The 19546-nt window shown below is 69.0% G+C and carries 15 protein-coding genes and 1 tRNA gene; 6 read left to right on the plus strand and 10 right to left on the minus strand.

The window, feature by feature from the left end; all coding sequences use genetic code 11:
- The first annotated feature begins 104 nt into the window (after positions 1-104).
- Positions 105-2696: an aminopeptidase N gene (gene pepN, locus AB0F29_RS04870; RefSeq protein ID WP_361867471.1), complete on the plus strand. Its 2592-nt coding sequence runs from the start codon at positions 105-107 to the stop codon at positions 2694-2696.
- 62 nt (positions 2697-2758) lie between these two features.
- Here pepN and AB0F29_RS04875 read toward each other — a convergent pair whose 3' ends face one another.
- Together AB0F29_RS04875 and AB0F29_RS04880 are read right to left on the minus strand one after the other, a co-directional pair.
- The gene (locus AB0F29_RS04875) at positions 2759-3160 is read right to left on the minus strand and encodes a metalloregulator ArsR/SmtB family transcription factor (RefSeq protein ID WP_032752702.1); all 402 of its coding nucleotides are present in this window, start codon (positions 3158-3160) and stop codon (positions 2759-2761) included.
- A gap of 183 nt (positions 3161-3343) precedes the next feature.
- Positions 3344-3784 carry an ATP-binding protein gene (locus AB0F29_RS04880; RefSeq protein ID WP_361867473.1) on the minus strand — a complete coding sequence of 147 codons (441 nt, stop codon included), beginning with the start codon at positions 3782-3784 and terminating at the stop codon, positions 3344-3346.
- Positions 3785-4302: 518 nt separating this feature from the next.
- Between AB0F29_RS04880 and AB0F29_RS04885 the strand changes: the two genes are divergently transcribed.
- On the plus strand, positions 4303-5754 hold the full coding sequence (locus AB0F29_RS04885) for an aminotransferase class V-fold PLP-dependent enzyme (RefSeq protein ID WP_361867475.1): 1452 nt from the start codon (positions 4303-4305) through the stop codon (positions 5752-5754).
- Entirely contained in the window at positions 5751-7178 is a 1428-nt protein-coding gene (locus AB0F29_RS04890) for a SidA/IucD/PvdA family monooxygenase (RefSeq protein ID WP_361867477.1), read from the plus strand. Before AB0F29_RS04885 ends, AB0F29_RS04890 begins: the two co-directional genes overlap by 4 nt.
- A 133-nt stretch (positions 7179-7311) precedes the next feature.
- Here the strand turns inward: AB0F29_RS04890 and AB0F29_RS04895 are convergent, their stop codons facing one another.
- On the minus strand, positions 7312-9141 hold the full coding sequence (locus AB0F29_RS04895; protein ID WP_361867478.1) for a 5'-nucleotidase C-terminal domain-containing protein: 1830 nt from the start codon (positions 9139-9141) through the stop codon (positions 7312-7314).
- A 140-nt stretch (positions 9142-9281) separates the two neighbouring features.
- On the opposite strand from AB0F29_RS04895, the gene AB0F29_RS04900 reads away from it, so the two are divergent.
- On the plus strand, positions 9282-9998 hold the full coding sequence (locus AB0F29_RS04900; protein ID WP_361867480.1) for an SIMPL domain-containing protein: 717 nt from the start codon (positions 9282-9284) through the stop codon (positions 9996-9998).
- A 120-nt stretch (positions 9999-10118) separates the two neighbouring features.
- Complete coding sequence (gene pyk / locus AB0F29_RS04905; RefSeq protein ID WP_361867482.1) at positions 10119-11558, plus strand: pyruvate kinase; 1440 nt, start codon at positions 10119-10121, stop codon at positions 11556-11558.
- 17 nt (positions 11559-11575) lie between these two features.
- Here the strand turns inward: pyk and AB0F29_RS04910 are convergent, their stop codons facing one another.
- Together AB0F29_RS04910 and AB0F29_RS04915 are read right to left on the minus strand one after the other, a co-directional pair.
- The gene (locus AB0F29_RS04910) at positions 11576-12355 is read right to left on the minus strand and encodes a helix-turn-helix domain-containing protein (RefSeq protein ID WP_361867483.1); all 780 of its coding nucleotides are present in this window, start codon (positions 12353-12355) and stop codon (positions 11576-11578) included.
- A 111-nt stretch (positions 12356-12466) separates the two neighbouring features.
- Positions 12467-12539, minus strand: a tRNA-Leu gene (locus AB0F29_RS04915).
- 99 nt (positions 12540-12638) lie between these two features.
- Here AB0F29_RS04915 and AB0F29_RS04920 point away from each other — a divergent pair.
- Positions 12639-13295 carry a response regulator gene (locus AB0F29_RS04920; protein WP_361867485.1) on the plus strand — a complete coding sequence of 219 codons (657 nt, stop codon included), beginning with the start codon at positions 12639-12641 and terminating at the stop codon, positions 13293-13295.
- 87 nt (positions 13296-13382) lie between these two features.
- Here AB0F29_RS04920 and AB0F29_RS04925 read toward each other — a convergent pair whose 3' ends face one another.
- The 5 genes from AB0F29_RS04925 to AB0F29_RS04945 all read right to left on the minus strand — a co-directional run bounded on the left by AB0F29_RS04925 (position 13383) and on the right by AB0F29_RS04945 (position 19144).
- Complete coding sequence (locus AB0F29_RS04925) at positions 13383-14099, minus strand: ABC transporter ATP-binding protein (RefSeq protein WP_361867487.1); 717 nt, start codon at positions 14097-14099, stop codon at positions 13383-13385.
- Positions 14096-15037, minus strand: coding sequence for an ABC transporter ATP-binding protein (locus AB0F29_RS04930; RefSeq protein WP_361867489.1), 942 nt, complete (start codon positions 15035-15037; stop codon positions 14096-14098). The genes AB0F29_RS04925 and AB0F29_RS04930 overlap by 4 nt, the downstream gene beginning before the upstream one ends.
- A gap of 4 nt (positions 15038-15041) precedes the next feature.
- A complete protein-coding gene (locus AB0F29_RS04935) occupies positions 15042-16889 on the minus strand; it encodes a branched-chain amino acid ABC transporter permease (RefSeq protein WP_361867491.1) in 1848 nt (615 codons plus the stop codon).
- Positions 16889-17818 (minus strand): branched-chain amino acid ABC transporter permease, encoded by a 930-nt coding sequence (locus AB0F29_RS04940; RefSeq protein ID WP_361867493.1) that lies wholly within the window; start codon positions 17816-17818, stop codon positions 16889-16891. Before AB0F29_RS04940 ends, AB0F29_RS04935 begins: the two co-directional genes overlap by 1 nt.
- A 114-nt stretch (positions 17819-17932) precedes the next feature.
- Complete coding sequence (locus AB0F29_RS04945; RefSeq protein ID WP_361867787.1) at positions 17933-19144, minus strand: branched-chain amino acid ABC transporter substrate-binding protein; 1212 nt, start codon at positions 19142-19144, stop codon at positions 17933-17935.
- Positions 19145-19546 lie beyond the last annotated feature (402 nt).

Genomic DNA, 19546 nt, shown 5'->3' on the forward strand with positions numbered 1-19546 from the left:
GGGGACGCGCCCCGCGAGACCCGCACGCGCGCCCCCCGGACCGCCGCGTCCGCCCAGGGAGAACCCCGCTGCGCCCGCCGTCCCCCATACGGCAGCATGGGGCCATGTCCGTACTGACGCGCGACGAAGCGCAGACCCGAGCCCAGATCCTCGACGTGGAGCGGTACACGATCGCCCTCGACCTCACCACCGGCGAGGAGACCTTCGACTCCCGCACCGTCATCCGGTTCACCGCCCGCGCGGCCGGAGACACCTTCGTCGAGGTCCAGCCCGCCACCCTGCGCTCGATCAGTCTCGACGGACAACCCCTGGACCCCGCCCTCCTCGACGGCAACCGCTACCCCCTCACCGCACTCGCCGCCGGCCCCCACGAACTGCACATCGACGCCGCGATGCGCTACTCCCGCACCGGCGAGGGCATGCACCGCTTCACCGACCCCACCGACGGCGAGACCTACGTCTACACCCAGCTGTTCATGGATGACATCCAGCGCGTCTTCGCCGCCTTCGACCAGCCCGACCTCAAGTCCGTCTTCGCCATCGACGTCACCGCCCCCGAGGGCTGGACCGTCCTCGGCAACGGCGTCGCCGAACACACGGGGGAGGGGCGCTGGACCATCGCCCCCACACCCCTCGTCTCCACCTACCTCGTCGCGGTCGCCGCGGGACCCTGGCACTCGGTCACCACCGAGCACGCCGGGCTCCCCTTCGGCATCCACTGTCGCCGCTCCCTCGCCCCGTACCTGGACGCCGACGCCGACGAGATCCTCGACATCACCCGCGCCCTGTACGACCGCTACCACGAGAAGTTCGACGAGCCCTACCCGTTCGACTCCTACGACCAGGCCTTCGTCCCCGAATTCAACGCGGGCGCCATGGAGAACCCCGGACTCGTCACCTTCCGCGACGAGTTCGTCTACCGCTCCGCCGTCACCGACACCGAGCGGCAGACCCGCGCCATGGTCATCGCCCACGAGATGGCCCACATGTGGTTCGGCGACCTCGTCACCCTGGCCTGGTGGGACGACATCTGGCTCAACGAGTCCTTCGCCGAGTACATGGGCTACCAGACCCTCACCGAGGTCACCCTCCCCCGCGCTCTCGACTCCGTGCGAGCAGGGGAGACCCCCTTCCCCGACACCTGGGTCGACTTCGGCGTCGCCCGCAAGGGCTGGGGTTACGACGCCGACCAGCGCCCCTCCACCCACCCCGTCGCCCCGGACCCCGACGCCGTCCCCGACACCGCGTCCGCCCTCCTCAACTTCGACGGCATCAGCTACGCCAAGGGCGCCTCCGCACTGCGCCAACTCGTCGCCTGGCTCGGCGAGAAGGACTTCCTGGCCGGCATCAACACCCACTTCGCCCGCCACAAGTTCGCCAACGCCACCCTCGCCGACTTCATCGACAACCTGGCCTCCGCCACCGACCGCGACGTCCACGCCTGGGCCGAACAGTGGCTGCGCACCACCGGCATCGACACCCTCACCGCCGAGATCAGCGCCCCCGAGCCCACCGCCGGCCCCACCGAGCCGGCCGGCAACGGCCAGTCCTGGGCCCTCACCGTCACCCGCGACGGCTCCCGCCCCCACCGCGTCACCGTCGGCGCCTACGACCACGCCCTGGGCACCCAGCCCGGCCTCGGCCACCTCGCCCTGCGCGACCGCTTCGACCTCGACGTACCCGGCGACGGGACGCCCACGATCCGCCCCGGCCGTCGCCCCGCCCTCGTCGTCCTCAACGACGGCGACCTCACCTACGCCAAGGTCCGCCTGGACACCGCCTCCTGGGACACCGTCCTGACCAGCCTCTCCGGCATCCCCGACGCCCTCACCCGGGCCGTCGTCTGGAACACCGCCCGCGACATGGTCCGCGACGCACAGCTCCCTCCCGCCACCTACCTCGCGACCGCCCGCACGCACCTCCCGCACGAGACCGACCTCGCGCTCGTCCAGGGCGTCCTGTCCTTCGCCGCCGGCCAGGTCGTCGACCGCTACACCAACCCCGATGACCTGCCCGCCGCCCGCGCCACCCTCACCGACCTCTGCCGCGACCTCATCCGCCGCACCGAGGACGGCTCACGGCCGGGCCTCCGCCTCATCGCCGTACGCCACTTCATCGACGCCGCCACCCAGCCCGACACGCTCCGCAGCTGGCTCGACGAAGGCACCGTCCACGGCGGACCCGAGCTCGACCCCGCGCTGCGCTGGCGCATCCTCACCCGGCTCGCCGTCCTCGGCGCCACCGACGAGACCACCATCGCGGCCGCGCTCGAAGCCGACCCCAGCGCCACCGGCCGCCAGGGCGCCGCCCGCTGCCGTGCCGCGCTGCCCACCGCCGAGGCCAAGGCCGCCGCCTGGGACACCCTGTTCACCGACGACACCCTGTCCAACTACCTCTTCACCGCCACCGCCCAGGGCTTCTGGCAGCCCGGCCAGGAAGAGCTGACCGACGACTACGTGGCCCGCTTCTACCCGGACGCCATCGCCCTCGCCGCCCGCCGGGGCCCCGCCATCGCCGAAGCCGCCGGACGCTACGCCTTCCCCGCGTACGCCGTCGACCCCACGAGCCTCGGCACCGGCACCCGCGCCCTGGACGACCCGGCCCTCACCCCCGCGCTGCGCCGCAAGCTCGTCGACCAGCTCGACGACCTGCGCCGCGCCCTCGCCGTACGGTCGGCCGTCGTCCTCGCCGACTGAATGACGCGCACCGCCGCGGGACGGGAACCGTTTCCCGCCCCGCGGCCGGGCGGAACGGAGGATCAGCCGGGGCCGTCGCCGCTCCCGTCCGCGACGTCGTCCGCAGCCCCGACCGGGGCGTCGTCGTCCCCGGAGCCGCCCGTCGCCCGCAGATCGGCCAGCAGCTCCGCCTGGCCCGCCAGCACCCCGGTCAGGATCGTCCGCGCCACCCGCAGCAGCTCCGCCACCCCCGGGTCGGCCAGCGTGTAGTGGACGGCCGAGCCCTCCCGCCGGGCCGTCACGAGACCGGCACGGCGCAACACGGCCAGCTGCTGCGAGAGATGGGCGGCCTCGACCCCCACCTCGTTCAGCATCTCCGAGACCGCGTGCTCGCGTTCACTGAGCAGTTCGAGCACCCTGATCCGGACCGGGTGCCCCAGCGTCTTGAAGAACTCCGCCTTCAATCGGTACAGCGGTGTGCTCACCGGCGCGGCCCCGTTCCGCACACCGGGGATCCGTCGCACCACAGCTGACCAGAACTCTTCTCCATGGGTTCATCCTCGCGCCTTCGCGCCCCACGGATGAACCCGGGGACGGCACCCCGCCGCCAAGCCACCCGACAGCCCGGGAAGCCACCCGCCGGTCCGGGAAGCCACCCGCCGGTCCGTTCACCGGCCGCCGGGCCGCAGCGGAAGCGTGATCCAGATGCTCTTGCCGCCCTCGTCGACATCGCCCCGCACCACCGCGCTCCCACCCAGACCGTGGGTCAGCTCCATCACGGTGGCCAGGCCCCGCCCCGGAGCCGTACCGGCGGACGCGAACAGGGCCGGCCGGTAGGGGTGACGGTCGTGCACGCCGAACGCGAACGTGCCCGGCCCGCCCGCGAACACCACCGTCACGTTCGGCGAGAGCACCGCCGCATGCCGCACACTGTTGGCCACCAGCTCGCTGAGGATCAGCAGCGCCGGATCCCGGCACGTGTCGCCCGACCTCACCCCCCACTCCGCCAGCACCTGCTCGGCGGTCTCCCGGGCGATGCGCACGGCCGCCCCCACCGCGGGCAGCGTCAGCACATGCCGGTACGGCAACGTGTCGGGCGGCGTGATCATCGGGCGGACTCCCCGGCCAGGAAACCACCGCCGCGGGCCGGAAAGCCGCGCGGGGGCCGCGCGCCGGCGGCGGAACGGCCCGTACAGCATGTAGTGGATTGCCTAAATCCGCAATTCACTCATTGGGCAAGGATTGAGGAGGGCGCTGCCCCAGCCCCGACCCGGCCGCTCGCCCGAACCCCACCCCGACCCGCCCACTTCGGCCTCCCCACCACCCCGGCCCGCCCACAACGGCCACCCCCTCACCCTGGCCTCCCCACCACCCCAGCCCGCCCACCTCGGCCACCCCACCACCCCTGCCTCCCCGCCACCTCAGCCACCCCGCCGCCTCGGCCTCCCCGGACACGCACAGGCGTCCCACAACCGCACACCCCTACCGCACCGGCCTCCCCAACCGGGCCACACCCACCGGCAGTACCCCTTTCGAGTCCAGATCGTTGGGCTCTTCGGCCGCGCCACCCGAAACCCGGGACAAGCCGGCACGCCCACCCCCACGCACCCGAAGGACCACCTCACCCATGCCCACCCCGCCCCTCGCCGGAGGCACCGCGGGCCCCGCCGCCCTCCGCCCTCTCATCGACACCGTCCTCACCGCACTCCACGACGGCGCGACCCTCCGCGACGGCCCCCTCCCCGCCGGCGGACCCGACACCGTCACCCCCCGCACCCGCACCGCCACCCACCCCCTCATCCCCGACCACGGCACCGGACCTCACCACGCCCTCCGGAGCCTCGTCACCGCCCTCGCCGCAGGGGCCGCGGACCCCGCCCACCCCCACTGCGCCGCCCACCTCCACACCCCACCCCTCGCCCTGGCAGCAGCAGCCGACCTCGCCGCCAGCGCCCTCAACCCCTCCATGGACTCCTGGGACCAAGCCCCCGCCGCCTCCGCCCTCGAAGCGGACCTCACCACCGCACTCGCCGCCGAGATCTACCCCCACACCCGCTCACCCGACGCCGTCATCACCACCGGCGGCACCGAGGCCAACCAACTCGCCCTGCTCCTCGCCCGCGAACGCCACGGCCCCGTACAGACCATCTGCGGCGCCAACGCCCACCACAGCGTCACCCGCGCCGCCTGGCTCCTCGGCCTCCCCCAACCCGTCATCGTCCCCGCCCCCACCGGCACCCTCGACCTCGCCGCCCTCGACCAAGCCCTCACCGAACTCCACCGCCCCCTCCTCGTCGTCGCCACCGCCGGCACCACCGACACCGGCGACATCGACCCCCTCGACGCCATCGCCGACCTCTGCACCACCCACGGCGCCGAACTCCACATCGACGCCGCCTACGGCGGACCCCTCCTCTTCAGCCCCACCCACCGCCCCCTCCTCCACGGCCTCGACCGAGCCCACAGCGTCACCCTCGACCTGCACAAACTCGGCTGGCAACCCGCCTCCGCCGGCCTCCTCGCCGTACCCGAACACCACCACCTCACCCCCCTCCACCACCACGCCCCCTACCTCAACGCCGACGACGACACCGAAGCCGGCCTCCCCGACCTCCTCGGCCGCTCACTCCGCACCACCCGCCGCCCCGACGCCCTCAAGATCGCCGTCACCCTCCAGGCACTCGGCCGCACCGGACTCGCCGACCTCATCGACCGCACCCTCGCCACCGCCCACCACCTCGCCGACCTCGTCACCAAGCACCCCACCCTCGACCTCTACGACCGCCCCACCATCAGCACCGTCCTCCTCCGCCCCACCGGCGCCGACGACCACACCGTCGCCACCATCCGCCGCACCCTCCTCCAACGCGGCCGCGCCGTCCTCGGCCGCGCCCACGCCGAAGGCCGCCTCTGGCTCAAAGCCACCCTCCTCAACCCCCACACCACCCCCCAGGACCTCCAAGCACTCCTCGACCTCATCACCGACACCACCACCGAACACCTCACCCACCCACCCACCACCGCCCCCACCGCGACCCACCCCACCCCTCACCCCACGGAAAGCGACACCCCGCGATGACCGCCCGGCCCGCCCCCGCCCCCGACCAGCCACACGACCTCGTCGGCATCGGCATCGGCCCCTTCAACCTCTCCCTCGCCGCACTCGCCCACAACATCCCCGCGAGCACCGACGACCCCCGCCCCCTCGCCGCGACCTTCTACGAACAACGCCCCGCCTTCCACTGGCACCCCGGCCTCCTCCTCGACGGCGCCAGCCTCCAGGTCCCCTTCCTCGCCGACCTCGTCACCCTCGCCGACCCCACCAGCCCCTGGAGCTTCCTCAACTACCTCCGCACCCGCGACCGCCTCTTCCCCTTCTACTTCGCCGAGCGCTTCCACATCCAACGAGCCGAATACGACGCCTACTGCCGCTGGGTCAGCGAACAGCTCCCCGGCCTCCACTTCGGCCACCAGGTCGACGCCGTCCGCTGGAACACCGACCGCGCCCTCTTCGAAGTCGACTTCACCCAAATCGACCGCGACGGCGAAGCCGAAGCCCTCGGCCGCGCCTACGCCCGCCACATCGCCCTCGGCATCGGCACCGAACCCTTCGTCCCCGAACCCCTCAAACCCCTCGCCGAAGCCGAAACCGTCCCCGTACTCCACTCCGCCGACTACCTCCGCCACCGCGAACGGCTCCTCACCGCCGAACACATCACCGTCATCGGATCAGGACAGTCCGGCGCCGAGATCTTCCTCGACCTCCTGCGCGCCCGCCCCGAAGGCGCCGAGAAGATCCACTGGCTCGCCCGCACCCAGGCCTTCGCCCCCATGGAGTACTCAAAACTCGGCCTCGAACACTTCACCCCCGACTACAGCCGCTACTTCCACGCCCTCCCCGAAACCGCCCGCGACGAACTCGTCCCCCGCCAATGGCAACTCCACAAAGGCATCGACGCCGACACCATCGCCGCCATCCACGACGAGCTCTACCGCCGCACCCTCCACGGCGGCTGGCCCGACGCCACCCTCACCCCCGGAGTCCACGTCCGCACCGCCGGACGCGTCGCCAACACCCGCGTCGAACTCCACCTCGAACACACCCAGCAGGGCACCCGCTCCCGCCTCACCACCGACGCCGTCATCCTCGCCACCGGCTACCGCGAACGCCCCCTCGACGCCGTCCTCGGCAGCCTCGGCCCCTACCTCAGCCGCGACGCCTCCCACCGCCCCCGCATCGACGACCAGTACCGCCTGGTCCTCGACCCCGCCGTCACCGGACACGTCTACGTACAGAACGCCGAACGCCACACCCACGGAGTCGGCGCCCCCGACCTCGGCCTCGCCGCCTGGCGCAGCGCCACCATCCTCAACAACCTCACCGACGCCAACCCCTACCCCCTCCCCGCCCGCACCGCCTTCACCACCTTCGGCCTCGCCCCCCAACCCCCGAGAATCCCCGCCCAGGGCCACGCCCTCGTCCCCCTGAGCCAATCCGTCTAGCCCCCGCACAACGAACGGCCCGGGCCCCCACCGAAGGAGACCCGGGCCGAACGAACAACCCACCGCGAACAGCGCTACGGAAACACCGGCGCCAAGAGATCACGGCACCAACGGCGACACGGCAACACCGGCGTTACGGGAAAACAGGCGCCCCCTCACGCGTCAGCCGCCACCCCACCGAAGCGAACACGGCCGGATCCACCGACCCCTTCTCCCGCACCCACCCGATGATCGTGTTCCGGATCTCGTCCGAATCCGCCCACACCTGCCGCGCACCCGGCACATGCGGGAAGTTCCCCCCACCACTCGCCCGATAGTTGTTCACCGCGAACACGAACCGCGCCGCCGGATCGATCGACTTCCCCTCGAAGGACAGCCCCACGATCCGCGAACCCACCGGCTGAGCGATGTCGATGTCATACGTCACCCCCGACACCGCGTCGTAGTTGTAGTCCGGAATCCCGTCCGCGTTCGTCAACTTCGCCGTGTCCACCGGACCACCCGCGGGCGTCCGCACGAAATACCGCGCCGAATACTCCAGATACTCCTTCAACTGCGCACCCGTGAGCAGCCGCGCCTCCAGCGTGTTCTCGAACGGATACAGCCCCGCCGCGTCCCTGATCGTCACCTCACCGGCCGGAATCCCCGCCGTGCGCGAGAAACACGAAGCCTGTGACAAGACCGGCAACGCCGCGAACTCCCCACCCGCCAGCGCCGCCTTCACCGTCTCCGCCTGCACCTGGTTGATCAGATCGATGATCGGCTCGTCCTTCCACGGCGCGTCCGCGGTCGACATCGCCACCACCGACGTACCGATCACCTGATTGACGTACTCCACCACCTTGCGGTGCTCCGACCGCAGCAGCGACGTCACCTTCCGGTCCTCCGGCACCGTGTTGGAGTTCAACACCCGCGAACCGGCCCTCTCCACCGCCCAGCGGCCCTTCTCCCACACCAGATCGAAATCGAAAAGCGTCAGCCGCTGACCCCACTTCGCCGGCTCCGAGAGCACGACCCGCTTCCCGGTCTCCTTGTTCGTCACGAAGTGCTCGGCGATCTCCACATGCGCGTGCCCCACCAGAATCGCGTCGATCCCCGGCACCTGCTCCGCGACCAGCGCCGCCGCGTTCTCCACGTACGGCAACTGATCCCCCCACGACGACGTCCCCGACGAACCCGAATGCGCCGAGACCAGCACCACGTCCGCGCCCATGGACCGCAGCTTCGGCACCCACTTCGCCGCCTGCTCCTCCAGACCCGGGAACACCATCCTCCCGCCCACATTCGCCTTGTCCCAGATCGCGATACCAGGATTCGTCAGCCCCAGCACCGCCACCCGCACATCACGCCCGTACGGCGTCCGCATCCGCTTGATGACATACGGGGCGAACGCCGGTCGCAACGTCCTCGCATCCAGCGCATTCGCCCCGAGCAACGGAAAGTCGCACTGCTCCTCGAATTTCCGCAGCACCGGAATGCCGTAATTGAACTCGTGATTCCCGAGCGCCGCCGCGTCATAACCGATCGCGTTCATCGCCCGCGCCATCGGATGCACCGGACCACGCCGCGCCGTGATCGGATCGACCTTCGCGTAGTAGTACGACAACTGCGTGCCCTGGATCGTGTCACCCGCGTCGATCAACAACGTGTTCCGACGGCCCTTCTCCCGGCGCACCCGCTCCACCAACGTCGAGATCTTCGCCAGACCGACATCGTTGTGCGCGGAGTCGTCGTACTCCTTGTCCGTGAAGTAGTCCCAGTTGAAGACGTTCCCGTGCAGATCGGTAGTCCCCATCACCGTGAACGCATACCGCCTCGCCGGACCCCCATGACCGTGACCGGGCCCCTTCGCCTCCGCCGCGCCGGCCGAGCCCACGACCGCACCGCCCGCCATCGCCACACCCGCACCGGCGGCAGCCGAACGGCCCAGAAACGTCCTACGGTTCAACGGGTTCAACGGCATCTCTTCACTCCTCGTTCAGTAGGGCAACGCGCGTAGATTCTGGCCCAGCGGCCACCACGCACAACACCCCACGCAGGTTTCGATCCGATGACCACGCGACACACACCACGACACCCCACCCCCCATGCCACAGTGAACACATGACCGAAACCCCCACACCCGCCCCCCACCCCTCCCACGGCACCCCCACCGCCCCCCGCGTCACCGTCCGCGGCGAAGCCCACCTCGAAGTCGACCCCGAGATCGCCCGTATCGCCATCACCCTCACCGCCCGCAACACCGACCGCCGCACCACCCTCGACGACCTCACCCGCCGCAACACCACCACCCTCGACCTCATCAAGACCTACGGCGACACCATCGAGAAACTGGAGACCGGCACCCTCGCCATCCGCCCCGAACTCACCCGCCACGGCCGCGCCGAACGCATCCGCGCCTACCACGGCAGCATCCAACTCACCGCCACCCTCAACGACTTCACCACCCTCGGCGAACTCGTCACCCGCCTCGCCGACAACGACCTCACCCGCGTCGACGGCCCCTGGTGGGCGCTGCGCCCCACCTCCCCCCACCACGCCGCCGCCCGCCGCCAAGCCGTCCAGGAAGCACTCCAGCGCGCCCGCGAATACGCCGAAGCCCTCGACACCCGCATCGGCGCCCTCCTCGAACTCAGCGACACCGGAAGCGTCGGCGGAGCCACCTTCACCACCGAGACCTACGGCGGCGCAGGGATCCTCCGCTCCGCCCGCGCGGAAACCGCCGCCGAAGCAGCTCCCCTCGACCTCGAACCCGTACGCCAGAACGTCGACGCCCAAGTCGAAGCGGCCTTCACCCTCATCCCGCCGAACCTCGGATAAACGCTCATCAGAGCACCCCGCTGCACAATTCAACAGTTGTCAACAACCCTTCATGAGAAGGTTGTTGAGGTGTCATGCAGAGCCAAATACCTACCCGTAGGTAAGGTTTAGTCTCGAACCATGCGCCGAGCGAAAATCGTTTGTACCCTGGGACCCGCAACCGACACATACGACCAGATCAAAGCCCTGGTCGAAGCGGGAATGGACATCGCCCGCCTCAACCTCAGCCACGGCAGCTACGCCGAACACCAAGCGCGCTACGACCACGTCCGCAAAGCGTCCGAGGAAACCGGCCGCAACGTCGGCATCCTCGCCGACCTTCAAGGCCCGAAGATCCGCCTCGGACGCTTCCGCGAAGGCCCCGTACTCCTTGAACGCGGCGACACCTTCACCATCACCGTCGAACCCCTCGAAGGCGAAGGCACCGGCGACATCTGCGGCACCACCTACGCCGGACTCGCCGCCGACGTCACCACCGGCGAACGCATCCTCGTCGACGACGGCCGCGTCACCCTCGAAGTCACCGGCGTCGAAGGCCCCCGCGTCCACACCACCGTCATCGAAGGCGGCATGGTCTCGGACAACAAGGGACTCAACCTCCCCGGCGTCGCCGTCTCCGTCCCCGCCCTCTCCGAGAAGGACATCGACGACCTCCGCTGGGCCCTGCGCACCGGCGCCGACATCATCGCCCTGTCCTTCGTCCGCACCGGACGCGACATCGACGACGTCCACCGCATCATGGACGAGGAGGGCCGCCGCCTCCCCGTCATCGCCAAGGTCGAAAAACCCCAGGCCGTCGACAACATCGACGACATCGTCGCCGCCTTCGACGGCATCATGGTCGCCCGCGGCGACCTCGGCGTCGAAATGCCCCTCGAACAAGTCCCCATCGTCCAGAAACGCGCCATCAAACTCGCCCGGCGCAACGCCAAACCCGTCATCGTCGCCACCCAGATGCTCGACTCGATGATCGACAACTCCCGCCCCACCCGCGCCGAAGCCTCCGACGTCGCCAACGCCATCATCGACGGCACCGACGCGGTCATGCTCTCCGGCGAGACCAGCGTCGGCAAATACGCCATCGAGACCGTCCGCACCATGTCCCGCATCGTCGAGGCCGCCGAGGAAGACCTCCTCGCCAAGGGCCTCCCACCCCTCACCGAGCGCAACAAACCCCGCACCCAGGGCGGCGCCGTCGCGAGGGCCGCCGCCGAGATGGGCGACTTCCTCGGCGCGAAGTTCCTCGTCGCCTTCACCCAGAGCGGCGACACCGTCAAGCGCCTCTCCCGCTACCGCTCACCCATCCCGCTCCTCGCCTTCACCCCCGACGAGGCCACCCGCGCCCAGCTCAACCTCACCTGGGGCGTCGAGACCTTCCTCGGCCCGCACGTCGACTCCACGGACGCGATGGTCGCCCAGGTCGACGAGGAGCTGCTGCGCATCGGCCGCTGCAAGAAGGGCGACGTCGTGGTCATCACCGCCGGCTCCCCGCCGGGCGTCGCGGGCTCCACGAACCTGGTCCGCGTCCACCACATCGGCGAGGACGACAGCCCGAAGTAGGCGGCTTGAGGATCTGCTCAGTATTTCGGCCCGACGTGCGCATCCATGAGGGCGACGGATGCCCGTCGGGCTACGGAGATGTTGTAGGGCTTCCCCGCGCGGGTGCAGTGCGTCCAGGTAATGCCGAGCGCGTCGAGGGTGTCGGTGTAGAGGCGGCGGATGTCGTCGGAGACGTTGGTGAACCAGTACCGGGGGTACTCGTAGCGCTTTCGTTCGCCCTTGACGACCCTGGTTGTCCAGTTCATGTTCCGACATCCGTCGGAGTGGATGAGGCCCCTAAGGAAGTGCCAGGGGTGGGCGTCGACGATCTCCTGTTGCCACGCCTCGAGAACGATCGGCCGCTCATGCTTCTTGCCAGGCCCATGCTGTGGAAAGGCGCAGGTCCAGTGTTTGCTGTACGACTTCACTTCGACGCAGTTGTCTCGCTGCCGCCGACCGGTGCGCGGCATGGGCATGACCGTGCGCATGGCCGCTTCGGCCTCGTCGATCACGCCCGGCCAGCTGGCGTCGCAGAAGATCGACAGATGATGTTGCTTGGTCTTCGACGTGATGTGGCCGTCGCCGAGGTATAGCCCCAGTAAGTAGGCGTAGGCGGCGCGATCAACCTGTCGGCCCGTGCACACAGGGCAGTCGGTGGGCTGTTCGTACTGCACTCCGCGTCGCTTGCGGTCCTCATACAGCCACCAGCCGACGGTTCCACGTGGCACGTTGAGATGTTCTGCTACTGCTCGATTGGTGGTTCCGCTCCGCAAGAGGGCAAGCGCTTCGTCACGTATCGAGGGGTTGTGCTGCTCCATGCAGCGTAGTTTTCTGCGGCTCTCGAAGGCGTGTGCCTGGATCGAAGGTGCGTTCACCGGCAAGGGTGAAGATCGCCAAATTGTTGCTCGACCTTGGAAACCAAGGAGAAGTGCCCCGAGTCGGATTCGAACCGACGCTGTATGGGTTTTGAATCCATCGCCTCTGCCGCTGGGCTACCGGGGCCCCTTCGAAACGAAGGATACCGAGGACCCTCCGTGCCTCAAACATACCGTAACTAGGTAGGCTCTTGGGAGCTGCACCCCTGTCCTAACAAGGAGCCCCGTGACCACCCCCGAGTCGCCCCAGCCCGTAGACGCCGTCGACGACGACCAGTCGCACGTCCCGCCGCTGACGACCCGCGTCGTCATCGCCGAGGACGAGGCCCTCATCCGCCTCGACCTCAAGGAGATGCTGGAGGAGGAGGGTTACTCCGTCGTCGGTGAGGCGGGCGACGGGCAGCAGGCCGTCGAGCTGGCCCGGGAGCACCGGCCGGACCTGGTCATCCTGGACGTGAAGATGCCGGTCCTCGACGGGATCTCCGCCGCCGAGAAGATCGCCGAGGAGTCCATCGCCCCGGTCCTGATGCTCACCGCCTTCTCGCAGCGCGACCTCGTCGAGCGGGCCCGCGACGCCGGGGCCATGGCGTACCTCGTGAAGCCGTTCAGTAAGAGCGACGTGGTGCCGGCCATCGAGATGGCCGTCTCCCGGTTCGCGGAGCTGAAGGCGCTGGAGAGCGAGATCGCGGACCTGTCCCAGCGGCTGGAGACCCGGAAGCTGGTGGACCGGGCCAAGAGCATCCTCCAGACGGATTACGGGCTCTCCGAGCCGGCCGCGTTCCGGTGGATCCAGAAGACGTCGATGGACCGCCGGATGTCGATGCAGCAGCTGGCGGAGGCGCTGATCGAGGACGCCGAGGAGAAGAAGAAGTCGGCCGAGTAGCCCCGTACACATACGTACGTATGCGAGAGGCCCGCACCCCGGAAGATCGGGCGGTGCGGGCCTCTCGCGTACGGCAGCGGCGGGGTGTCAGTCCTCGCCGAGGTAGGCCTTGCGGACCGACTCGTCGTGGAGCAGGTCCGAGCCGGCGCCGGAGAGGACGATCTTGCCGACCTCCATGACGTGGCCCTGGTCCGCGAGGGACAGGGCGGCCTGGGCGTTCTGCTCGACGAGCAGGATCGTGGTGCCCGACGCCTTGAGCTCGACGATGGTCTCCATGATCTTCTGCATCATGATCGGGGAGAGGCCCATGGAGGGCTCGTCGAGCATGAGCAGCTTGGGCTGGGACATCATGGCGCGGCCCATGGCGAGCATCTGCTGCTCCCCGCCCGAGAGGGTGCCCGCGGCCTGCTTCCGGCGTTCCCCGAGGATGGGGAAGAGGTCGTAGGCGCGCTGGACGTCCTTCTCGATGCCTGCCTTGTCGTTGCGGAGGTAGGCGCCGAGGAGGAGGTTCTCGGTGATCGTCAGCCGGGGGAAGATGTGGCGTCCCTCGGGGGAGTGGGCGATGCCCAGGGAGACGATCTTGTGGGCGGGGATGTTGGCCAGCGGTTTGCCCTCGAAGAGGATGCGGCCGCCGAGTGGCTTGAGCAGTCCGGAGAGGGTGCGCAGGGTGGTGGTCTTGCCCGCGCCGTTGGTGCCGATGAGGGTGACGACCTGGCCGGTCTCGACGGTGAAGGAGATGCCCTTGACCGCTTCGATCTTGCCGTAGGCGACCCGGAGGTCTTCGACCTCTAGCAGTGAGGTCATCGGGTGCCCTCCTCATCGGTGCTGGTGGTGTCGGGCGTGGTGTCCTTCGCCGGGGCGGTGGTGCTGGTGGTGGTGCCCGTGGTGCTTCCGGCGTGGGCTTCGGCGGCCTCCACCTCGGCGACTTCTTCGGCGCCGGGGGCGCCTTCGAAGGGGGTGCCGAGGTAGGCGGCGACGACGCGTTCGTCGGCCTGGACGTCGCCGGGGGTGCCTTCGACGAGTTTCTCGCCCTGGACGAGGCAGGCGACGCGGTCGCAGAGGTTGAAGATGAACCGCATGTCGTGCTCGATGACGAGGACGGCGATGCCCTGGTCCCGGATGGCGAAGATGAGTTCTTCGGTGACGCGGGTTTCCTGGGGGTTCATGCCGGCGGTGGGCTCGTCCAGGAGGAGGAGTCCGGGGTCGCTGGCGAGTGCGCGGGCGATTTCCAGCTTGCGCTGGTCTCCGTAGGGGAGGTTGCGCGCGAGGTGGTCGGCTTTGTCCTGGAGGCCGATGAACTCCAGGAGTTCCATGGAGCGTTCGCGGCTGGCGTCTTCGGCCTTGTGGTAGCCGGGGAGGCGCAGGAGGGCTGACCAGAGGCCTTCCTTGGTCCGGGTGTGGCGTCCGACGAGGACGTTCTCCAGGACGGTCATGTTGGCGAAGAGCCGGATGTTCTGGAAGGTGCGGGCGATGCCGGCCTTGGTGACGAGGTGGGGTTTGGGCGGCAGGACGGTGCCCTTGTAGCTGACCTTGCCCTCGGTGGGGATGTAGAGGCCGGTGAGGCAGTTGAAGAAGGTGGTCTTGCCGGCGCCGTTGGGGCCGATGAGGCCGACGATCTCGCCGCTGTTGACGGTGAGGTCGACGTCGCGTACGGCGGTGAGTCCGCCGAAGCGCATGGTGACGCCGCTGGCGTCGAGGACGGTGGTGGCCGGGTTGGCCGGGGTGGTCGTGGTGGTGGTCATGTGATCACGCCCCCGCCTTCGTGGTGCCGGCGGCCTGGTCGGTGAGGGGGACGTCCGGTGGGACGTCGAGTTGGCCGGTCTCGTGGAATTCGAGCTGCTTCCTGCGGTCGGCGACGAGCCCTTCGGGGCGGAAGCGCATCAGGAGGATGAGTGCGATGCCGAAGAGGAAGAGCTGGTAGTCCTGCATGAACTGCAGCTTGGCCGGGATGAGGTAGAGCAGTGCGGCGCCGACGAGGGGTCCGCTGAGGGTTCCCATGCCGCCGAGGATGACGGCGGCGAGGAGGAAGGCGGAGTTCGGGGGCACGGAGCCGGCGAACTGGTACTGCTCGGGCGTCACGGTGTAGGAGACGTGGGCCTGGACGGTACCGGCGAGTCCGGCGAGGGTGGCGCCGAGGGCGAAGGCGAGCAGCTTGAGCCGGAAGGCGTTGATGCCCATGGCGGTGGCCGCGGTCTCGTCTTCGCGGATGGCGACCCAGGCGCGGCCGATGCGGGATTCTCCGGAGCGTCGGAAGACCAGGACGACGACGGCGGTGAAGACGAGCATCAGCAGGTAGTAGTTGGCCGACCTGCCGAGGGTGAATCCGGCGATGTCGTGGCTGACGCCGAAGTCGAAGCCGAAGAGGTTGAGGTCGGGGATGCTGGGGATGCCCTGGGAGCCGTTGGTGAGGTCCGGGCCGCTGACGCCGTTGAGGGCGTTGACGGTGAGCCGGAAGATCTCGCCGAATCCGAGGGTGACGATGGCGAGGTAGTCGCCGCGCAGTCGCAGGGTCGGGGCGCCGATGACGACGCCGAAGACCAGTGAGGCCGCGGCGCCGGTGAGGACGGCGGCCCAGAAGGGGAACTGGACGCCGACGGGGGAGAGCGGGGAGCCGGAGACCAGGGCGGCGGCGTAGGCGCCGACGCCGAGGAAGGCGACGTATCCGAGGTCGAGGAGGCCGGCGAGGCCGACGACGACGTTGAGGCCGAGTGCGACGGTCGCGAAGATGAGGATGTTCGCGCCGATGAGGGCGTACTGCTCGTTCTGCTGGGTGAAGGGGAAGCAGAACGCCGCGATGAGTGCGGCGGCGAGCGTGACGTTGCGGTGTTTGGTGGTCAGCCGGGTGAGGCGGGCGATGAGCCCGGCCCGGGTGAGGGCGGTGAAGCCGAACGCGACGCTGATGATGTAGCCGATGAAGAGTTCGGCGTACTCGGTGTCGATGCCGTACGTGAAGACGTGGAGGGCGACGCCGAAGGCTCCGGCGATGATGAGGATCTCGGCCCAGTTGGGGAGTTCCTTGGCGCGCCGGATCTCGCGGGGGTTGGAGCCGAGGCGGATGTAGCGCCAGAGCGGGTAGGTGACCAGCCCGGTGACGATGGTGAGGCCGATGAAGGCGAGCCAGTTGAACCGGGGCTGGGATTCCTTGGTGTGCCGGTCGAGCGGGAGGCCGAGGGAGGCGATCACCGTGAGGAGTGAGGCCGCCATGGCGACGAAGCCGCCGGGTTCGAGGTTGGCCAGTCCGCCGAGTTTCGCGGCGATGGCGATGGTGGTGAACCACGTGGTGGAGAAGGTGCCGAGGGCGACGAGGAAGGTGGAGTTGTTGCCGCCGGCGGGGTTGAGCCAGCCGAGTCCTCGTATGCCGTAGCCGGCGGTGGCGAAGAGGAGGGTGAGCAGTGCGCTGATGAGGGTGAGGACCTGGAGGCCGCCGGGGTATCCGTAGACGGTGAGGTCGCCGGGGAAGGCGTCGGTGTAGGTCCAGGCGAGGAAGGTGGAGGCGACCGTGAGCGCGGCGCCGATGACGGTGGTGGCGCGGGCGGCGGCCGCGGGGACGGGGATGACCGGGGTGGTCTCGGTGGTATTGATCGTCATGGTCATCACGCCCGATCCGCGACGCGTTCGCCGAGCAGGCCCTGGGGGCGTACGAGGAGGACGATGATGAGGAGCGCGAAGGCCCATACGTCCTTCCAGGCGCCGCCGCCGAAGAGTTCCATGCCGGGGACTTCGCTCATGTAGCCGGTGGCGAGGGCTTCGGCGACGCCGAGGACGATGCCGCCGAGCATGGCGCCGTAGATGTTGCCGATGCCGCCGAGTACGGCCGCGGTGAAGGCCTTGAGGCCCATGATGAAGCCCATGCGGAAGCCGATCTGGCCGTTCTTGAGCCCGTAGGCGACGGCGGCGACGGCGGCGAACGCGGCACCGATGGCGAAGGCCATGACGATGATGCGGTCGGTGTTGATGCCCATGAGCTTGGCGGTGTCGGGATCCTGCGAGGTGGCCTGCATGCCGCGGCCGGCCCGGGTCTTGGAGACGAAGAAGCCGAGGGCGAGCATGCACAGGGGGGCGACGACGAGGACGAAGATGTCGCCGCGCTGGATGGTGGCGCCGAGGATGTCGAAGGCTTCGCCTTCGAACTGGGGGAAGGGGCGGTCCTTCGTGGCGTTGGGGTACCACATCCATACCGCTTGCTGGAGGGCGAGGGAGAGCCCGATGGCGGTGATGAGTGGTGCCAGGCGTGGTCCGCCGCGCAGGGGCCGGTAGGCGAAGCGTTCGGCGGCCATGCTGATGGCGACGGCGGCTATGACGCCGCCGACGATCATGAGGGGTATCGCGGCTATGAGGGAGAATCCGGACGGAAGCCCGAGGTAGACCGTGAGGGCTCCGAAGCCTCCGATCATGAAGATCTCGCCGTGCGCGAAGTTGATGAGCTGGATGATTCCGTAGACCATCGTGTAACCGATCGCGATGAGACCGTACATCGCGCCGAGGATGAGTCCGTTGGCCAGCTGTTGCGGCAGTTCGTTCACCGCAGGGCCTCCGTGGAGTGGTTCGGATATGGCACCGCGCGGGAGGGCTCGTAGCGCTCCCGCGCGGTCTGGTTGCTTTGTGTGAGGGTGGCGGGGTGGTGGCCCGGCCGGTGGTTACTCGACGGTGGTGCTGACCTTGGAGACCCACTTGCCGCCGGTGACCTGGTAGGCGGTCATCAGGGTGTTGGTGGTGTCGCCGAACTCGTCGAAGGAGACGGGGCCGGTGACGCCTTCGAACTTGACCTTGTCCATGGCCGCGAGGACCTTGGCGCGGCCGTCTTCAGCGGGGATCTTGCCGTCGTTCTCGGCGGCGACGATCTTGACGGCCTCGATGATGGACCAGGTGGCGTCGTAGGTGCCGCCGCCGTAGGCCTCGTAGGCGTCCTTGTAGCCGGCCGTCTTGTAGTCGGCGATGAACTTCTTGGCGGACTCCAGCTCCTCGACGGGCTTGCCGACGGAGGTGGAGATGTCGCCTTCGGCCTTCTTGTTGAGCTTGATGAAGTCGGCGCTGTATATGCCGTCGCCGCCCATGAAGGGGATCTTGACGCTGTCCTTGATCTGCTGGCTCAGCGGGGCGCCGGCGGGGTACTCGCCGCCGTAGTAGACGGCCTTGGCCTTGGAACTCTTGACCTTGGTGGCGACGGAGTTGAAGTCGCGGTCCTCGGGGTTCACGTGGTCGTTGCCGACGATCTTGCCGCCGAGTTCGGTGAACGTCGCCTTGAAGGAGGCGGCGAGACCGGCGCCGTAGGGCTTCTGGTCGTCGATGAGGTAGACGTCCTTGATCTTCGCGGTCTCGAAGAGGTACTTGGCCGCGAAGGCGCCCTGGATCTGGTCCGTGGTGGAGGTGCGGAAGTAGGAGGCGAAGGGGCGCTTCTTGTCGCCGGTCTTCCAGCCGTTGCCCTGGGTCAGCTCCGTGCCGGTGTTGGCGGGGGAGACCTGGGTCAGCTTGGCGTCGTTGAGCGGCTTCTGCATCGACTGGGAGACGCCGGAGTTCAGCGGGCCGACGACGCCGAGGACCTCTTTTGTATCGATGAGCTTGACGGCGTTCTGCTGGCCGACGGAGGGCTGGGCCTGGTCGTCGAGGGCTTCCAGCTTGAAGGTGATGCCGGGGACGGTCTTTTCCTTGTTCGCCGTCTTGACCGCGAGGTCGGCGGAGTTCTTGATGCCGAGGCCGAGGGCGGACAGGTCGCCGGTGAGCGGGGCGTCGAGGCCGATGACGACCGTCTGGTTGCCTCCGTCGCCGCCGCTGCTCTTGCTGTCGTCGCGCGAACCGCAGGCGGTGAGGGTGAGTGCTCCGGTGGTGAGCACTGCGGTGAGTATGAGCAAAGAACGGTGTCGCACGAAAAGTCCTTTCCCTGGCGCGGCCTCCTCTGCTTGAGGTGCCGTGACGATCGCCGGGCCGTACTGGGTTGGTACAGGGCCGTGCAGCAGACGCGCCCGGCGGCGCGGTGACTGGCGGTGACTCTAAGCGCAGCTGGGGGCCACCGGGACTGGTCGGCGGCGGATGTGACTCTCTTGTTATGCCCTTGAGCAAGGCTTGAGGTTCCTGTGAGGACATGTGGCGGTTTCGCCTGGAGTGCGGAAGGACCACATGGTGAGAACGCGCAGCTCTGCTAAGGGGCTTGGGGTGATCTTGGTGCTGACGCGGTTCGATGGCCGCGGTGGGCGCGGCGGAGTTCCCCGGGTGTCCGTGGCCGGGGTGCGCGGATGGATTCCGCATTGCCTGCA

Source organism: Streptomyces sp. NPDC026589 (assembly GCF_040638385.1).
Lineage (GTDB): Bacteria > Actinomycetota > Actinomycetes > Streptomycetales > Streptomycetaceae > Streptomyces.

Excerpts from the sequence above, each read along its gene's own strand:
- pepN (WP_361867471.1), top strand. The coding sequence starts at position 105 with ATGTCCGTACTGACGCGCGACGAAGCGCAGACCCGAGCCCAGATCCTC.
- AB0F29_RS04880 (WP_361867473.1), bottom strand. The coding sequence starts at position 3,784 with ATGATCACGCCGCCCGACACGTTGCCGTACCGGCATGTGCTGACGCTG.
- AB0F29_RS04885 (WP_361867475.1), top strand. The coding sequence starts at position 4,303 with ATGCCCACCCCGCCCCTCGCCGGAGGCACCGCGGGCCCCGCCGCCCTC.
- AB0F29_RS04890 (WP_361867477.1), top strand. The coding sequence starts at position 5,751 with ATGACCGCCCGGCCCGCCCCCGCCCCCGACCAGCCACACGACCTCGTC.
- AB0F29_RS04895 (WP_361867478.1), bottom strand. The coding sequence starts at position 9,141 with ATGCCGTTGAACCCGTTGAACCGTAGGACGTTTCTGGGCCGTTCGGCT.
- AB0F29_RS04900 (WP_361867480.1), top strand. The coding sequence starts at position 9,282 with ATGACCGAAACCCCCACACCCGCCCCCCACCCCTCCCACGGCACCCCC.
- pyk (WP_361867482.1), top strand. The coding sequence starts at position 10,119 with ATGCGCCGAGCGAAAATCGTTTGTACCCTGGGACCCGCAACCGACACA.
- AB0F29_RS04910 (WP_361867483.1), bottom strand. The coding sequence starts at position 12,355 with ATGGAGCAGCACAACCCCTCGATACGTGACGAAGCGCTTGCCCTCTTG.
- AB0F29_RS04925 (WP_361867487.1), bottom strand. The coding sequence starts at position 14,099 with ATGACCTCACTGCTAGAGGTCGAAGACCTCCGGGTCGCCTACGGCAAG.
- AB0F29_RS04930 (WP_361867489.1), bottom strand. The coding sequence starts at position 15,037 with ATGACCACCACCACGACCACCCCGGCCAACCCGGCCACCACCGTCCTC.
- AB0F29_RS04935 (WP_361867491.1), bottom strand. The coding sequence starts at position 16,889 with ATGACCATGACGATCAATACCACCGAGACCACCCCGGTCATCCCCGTC.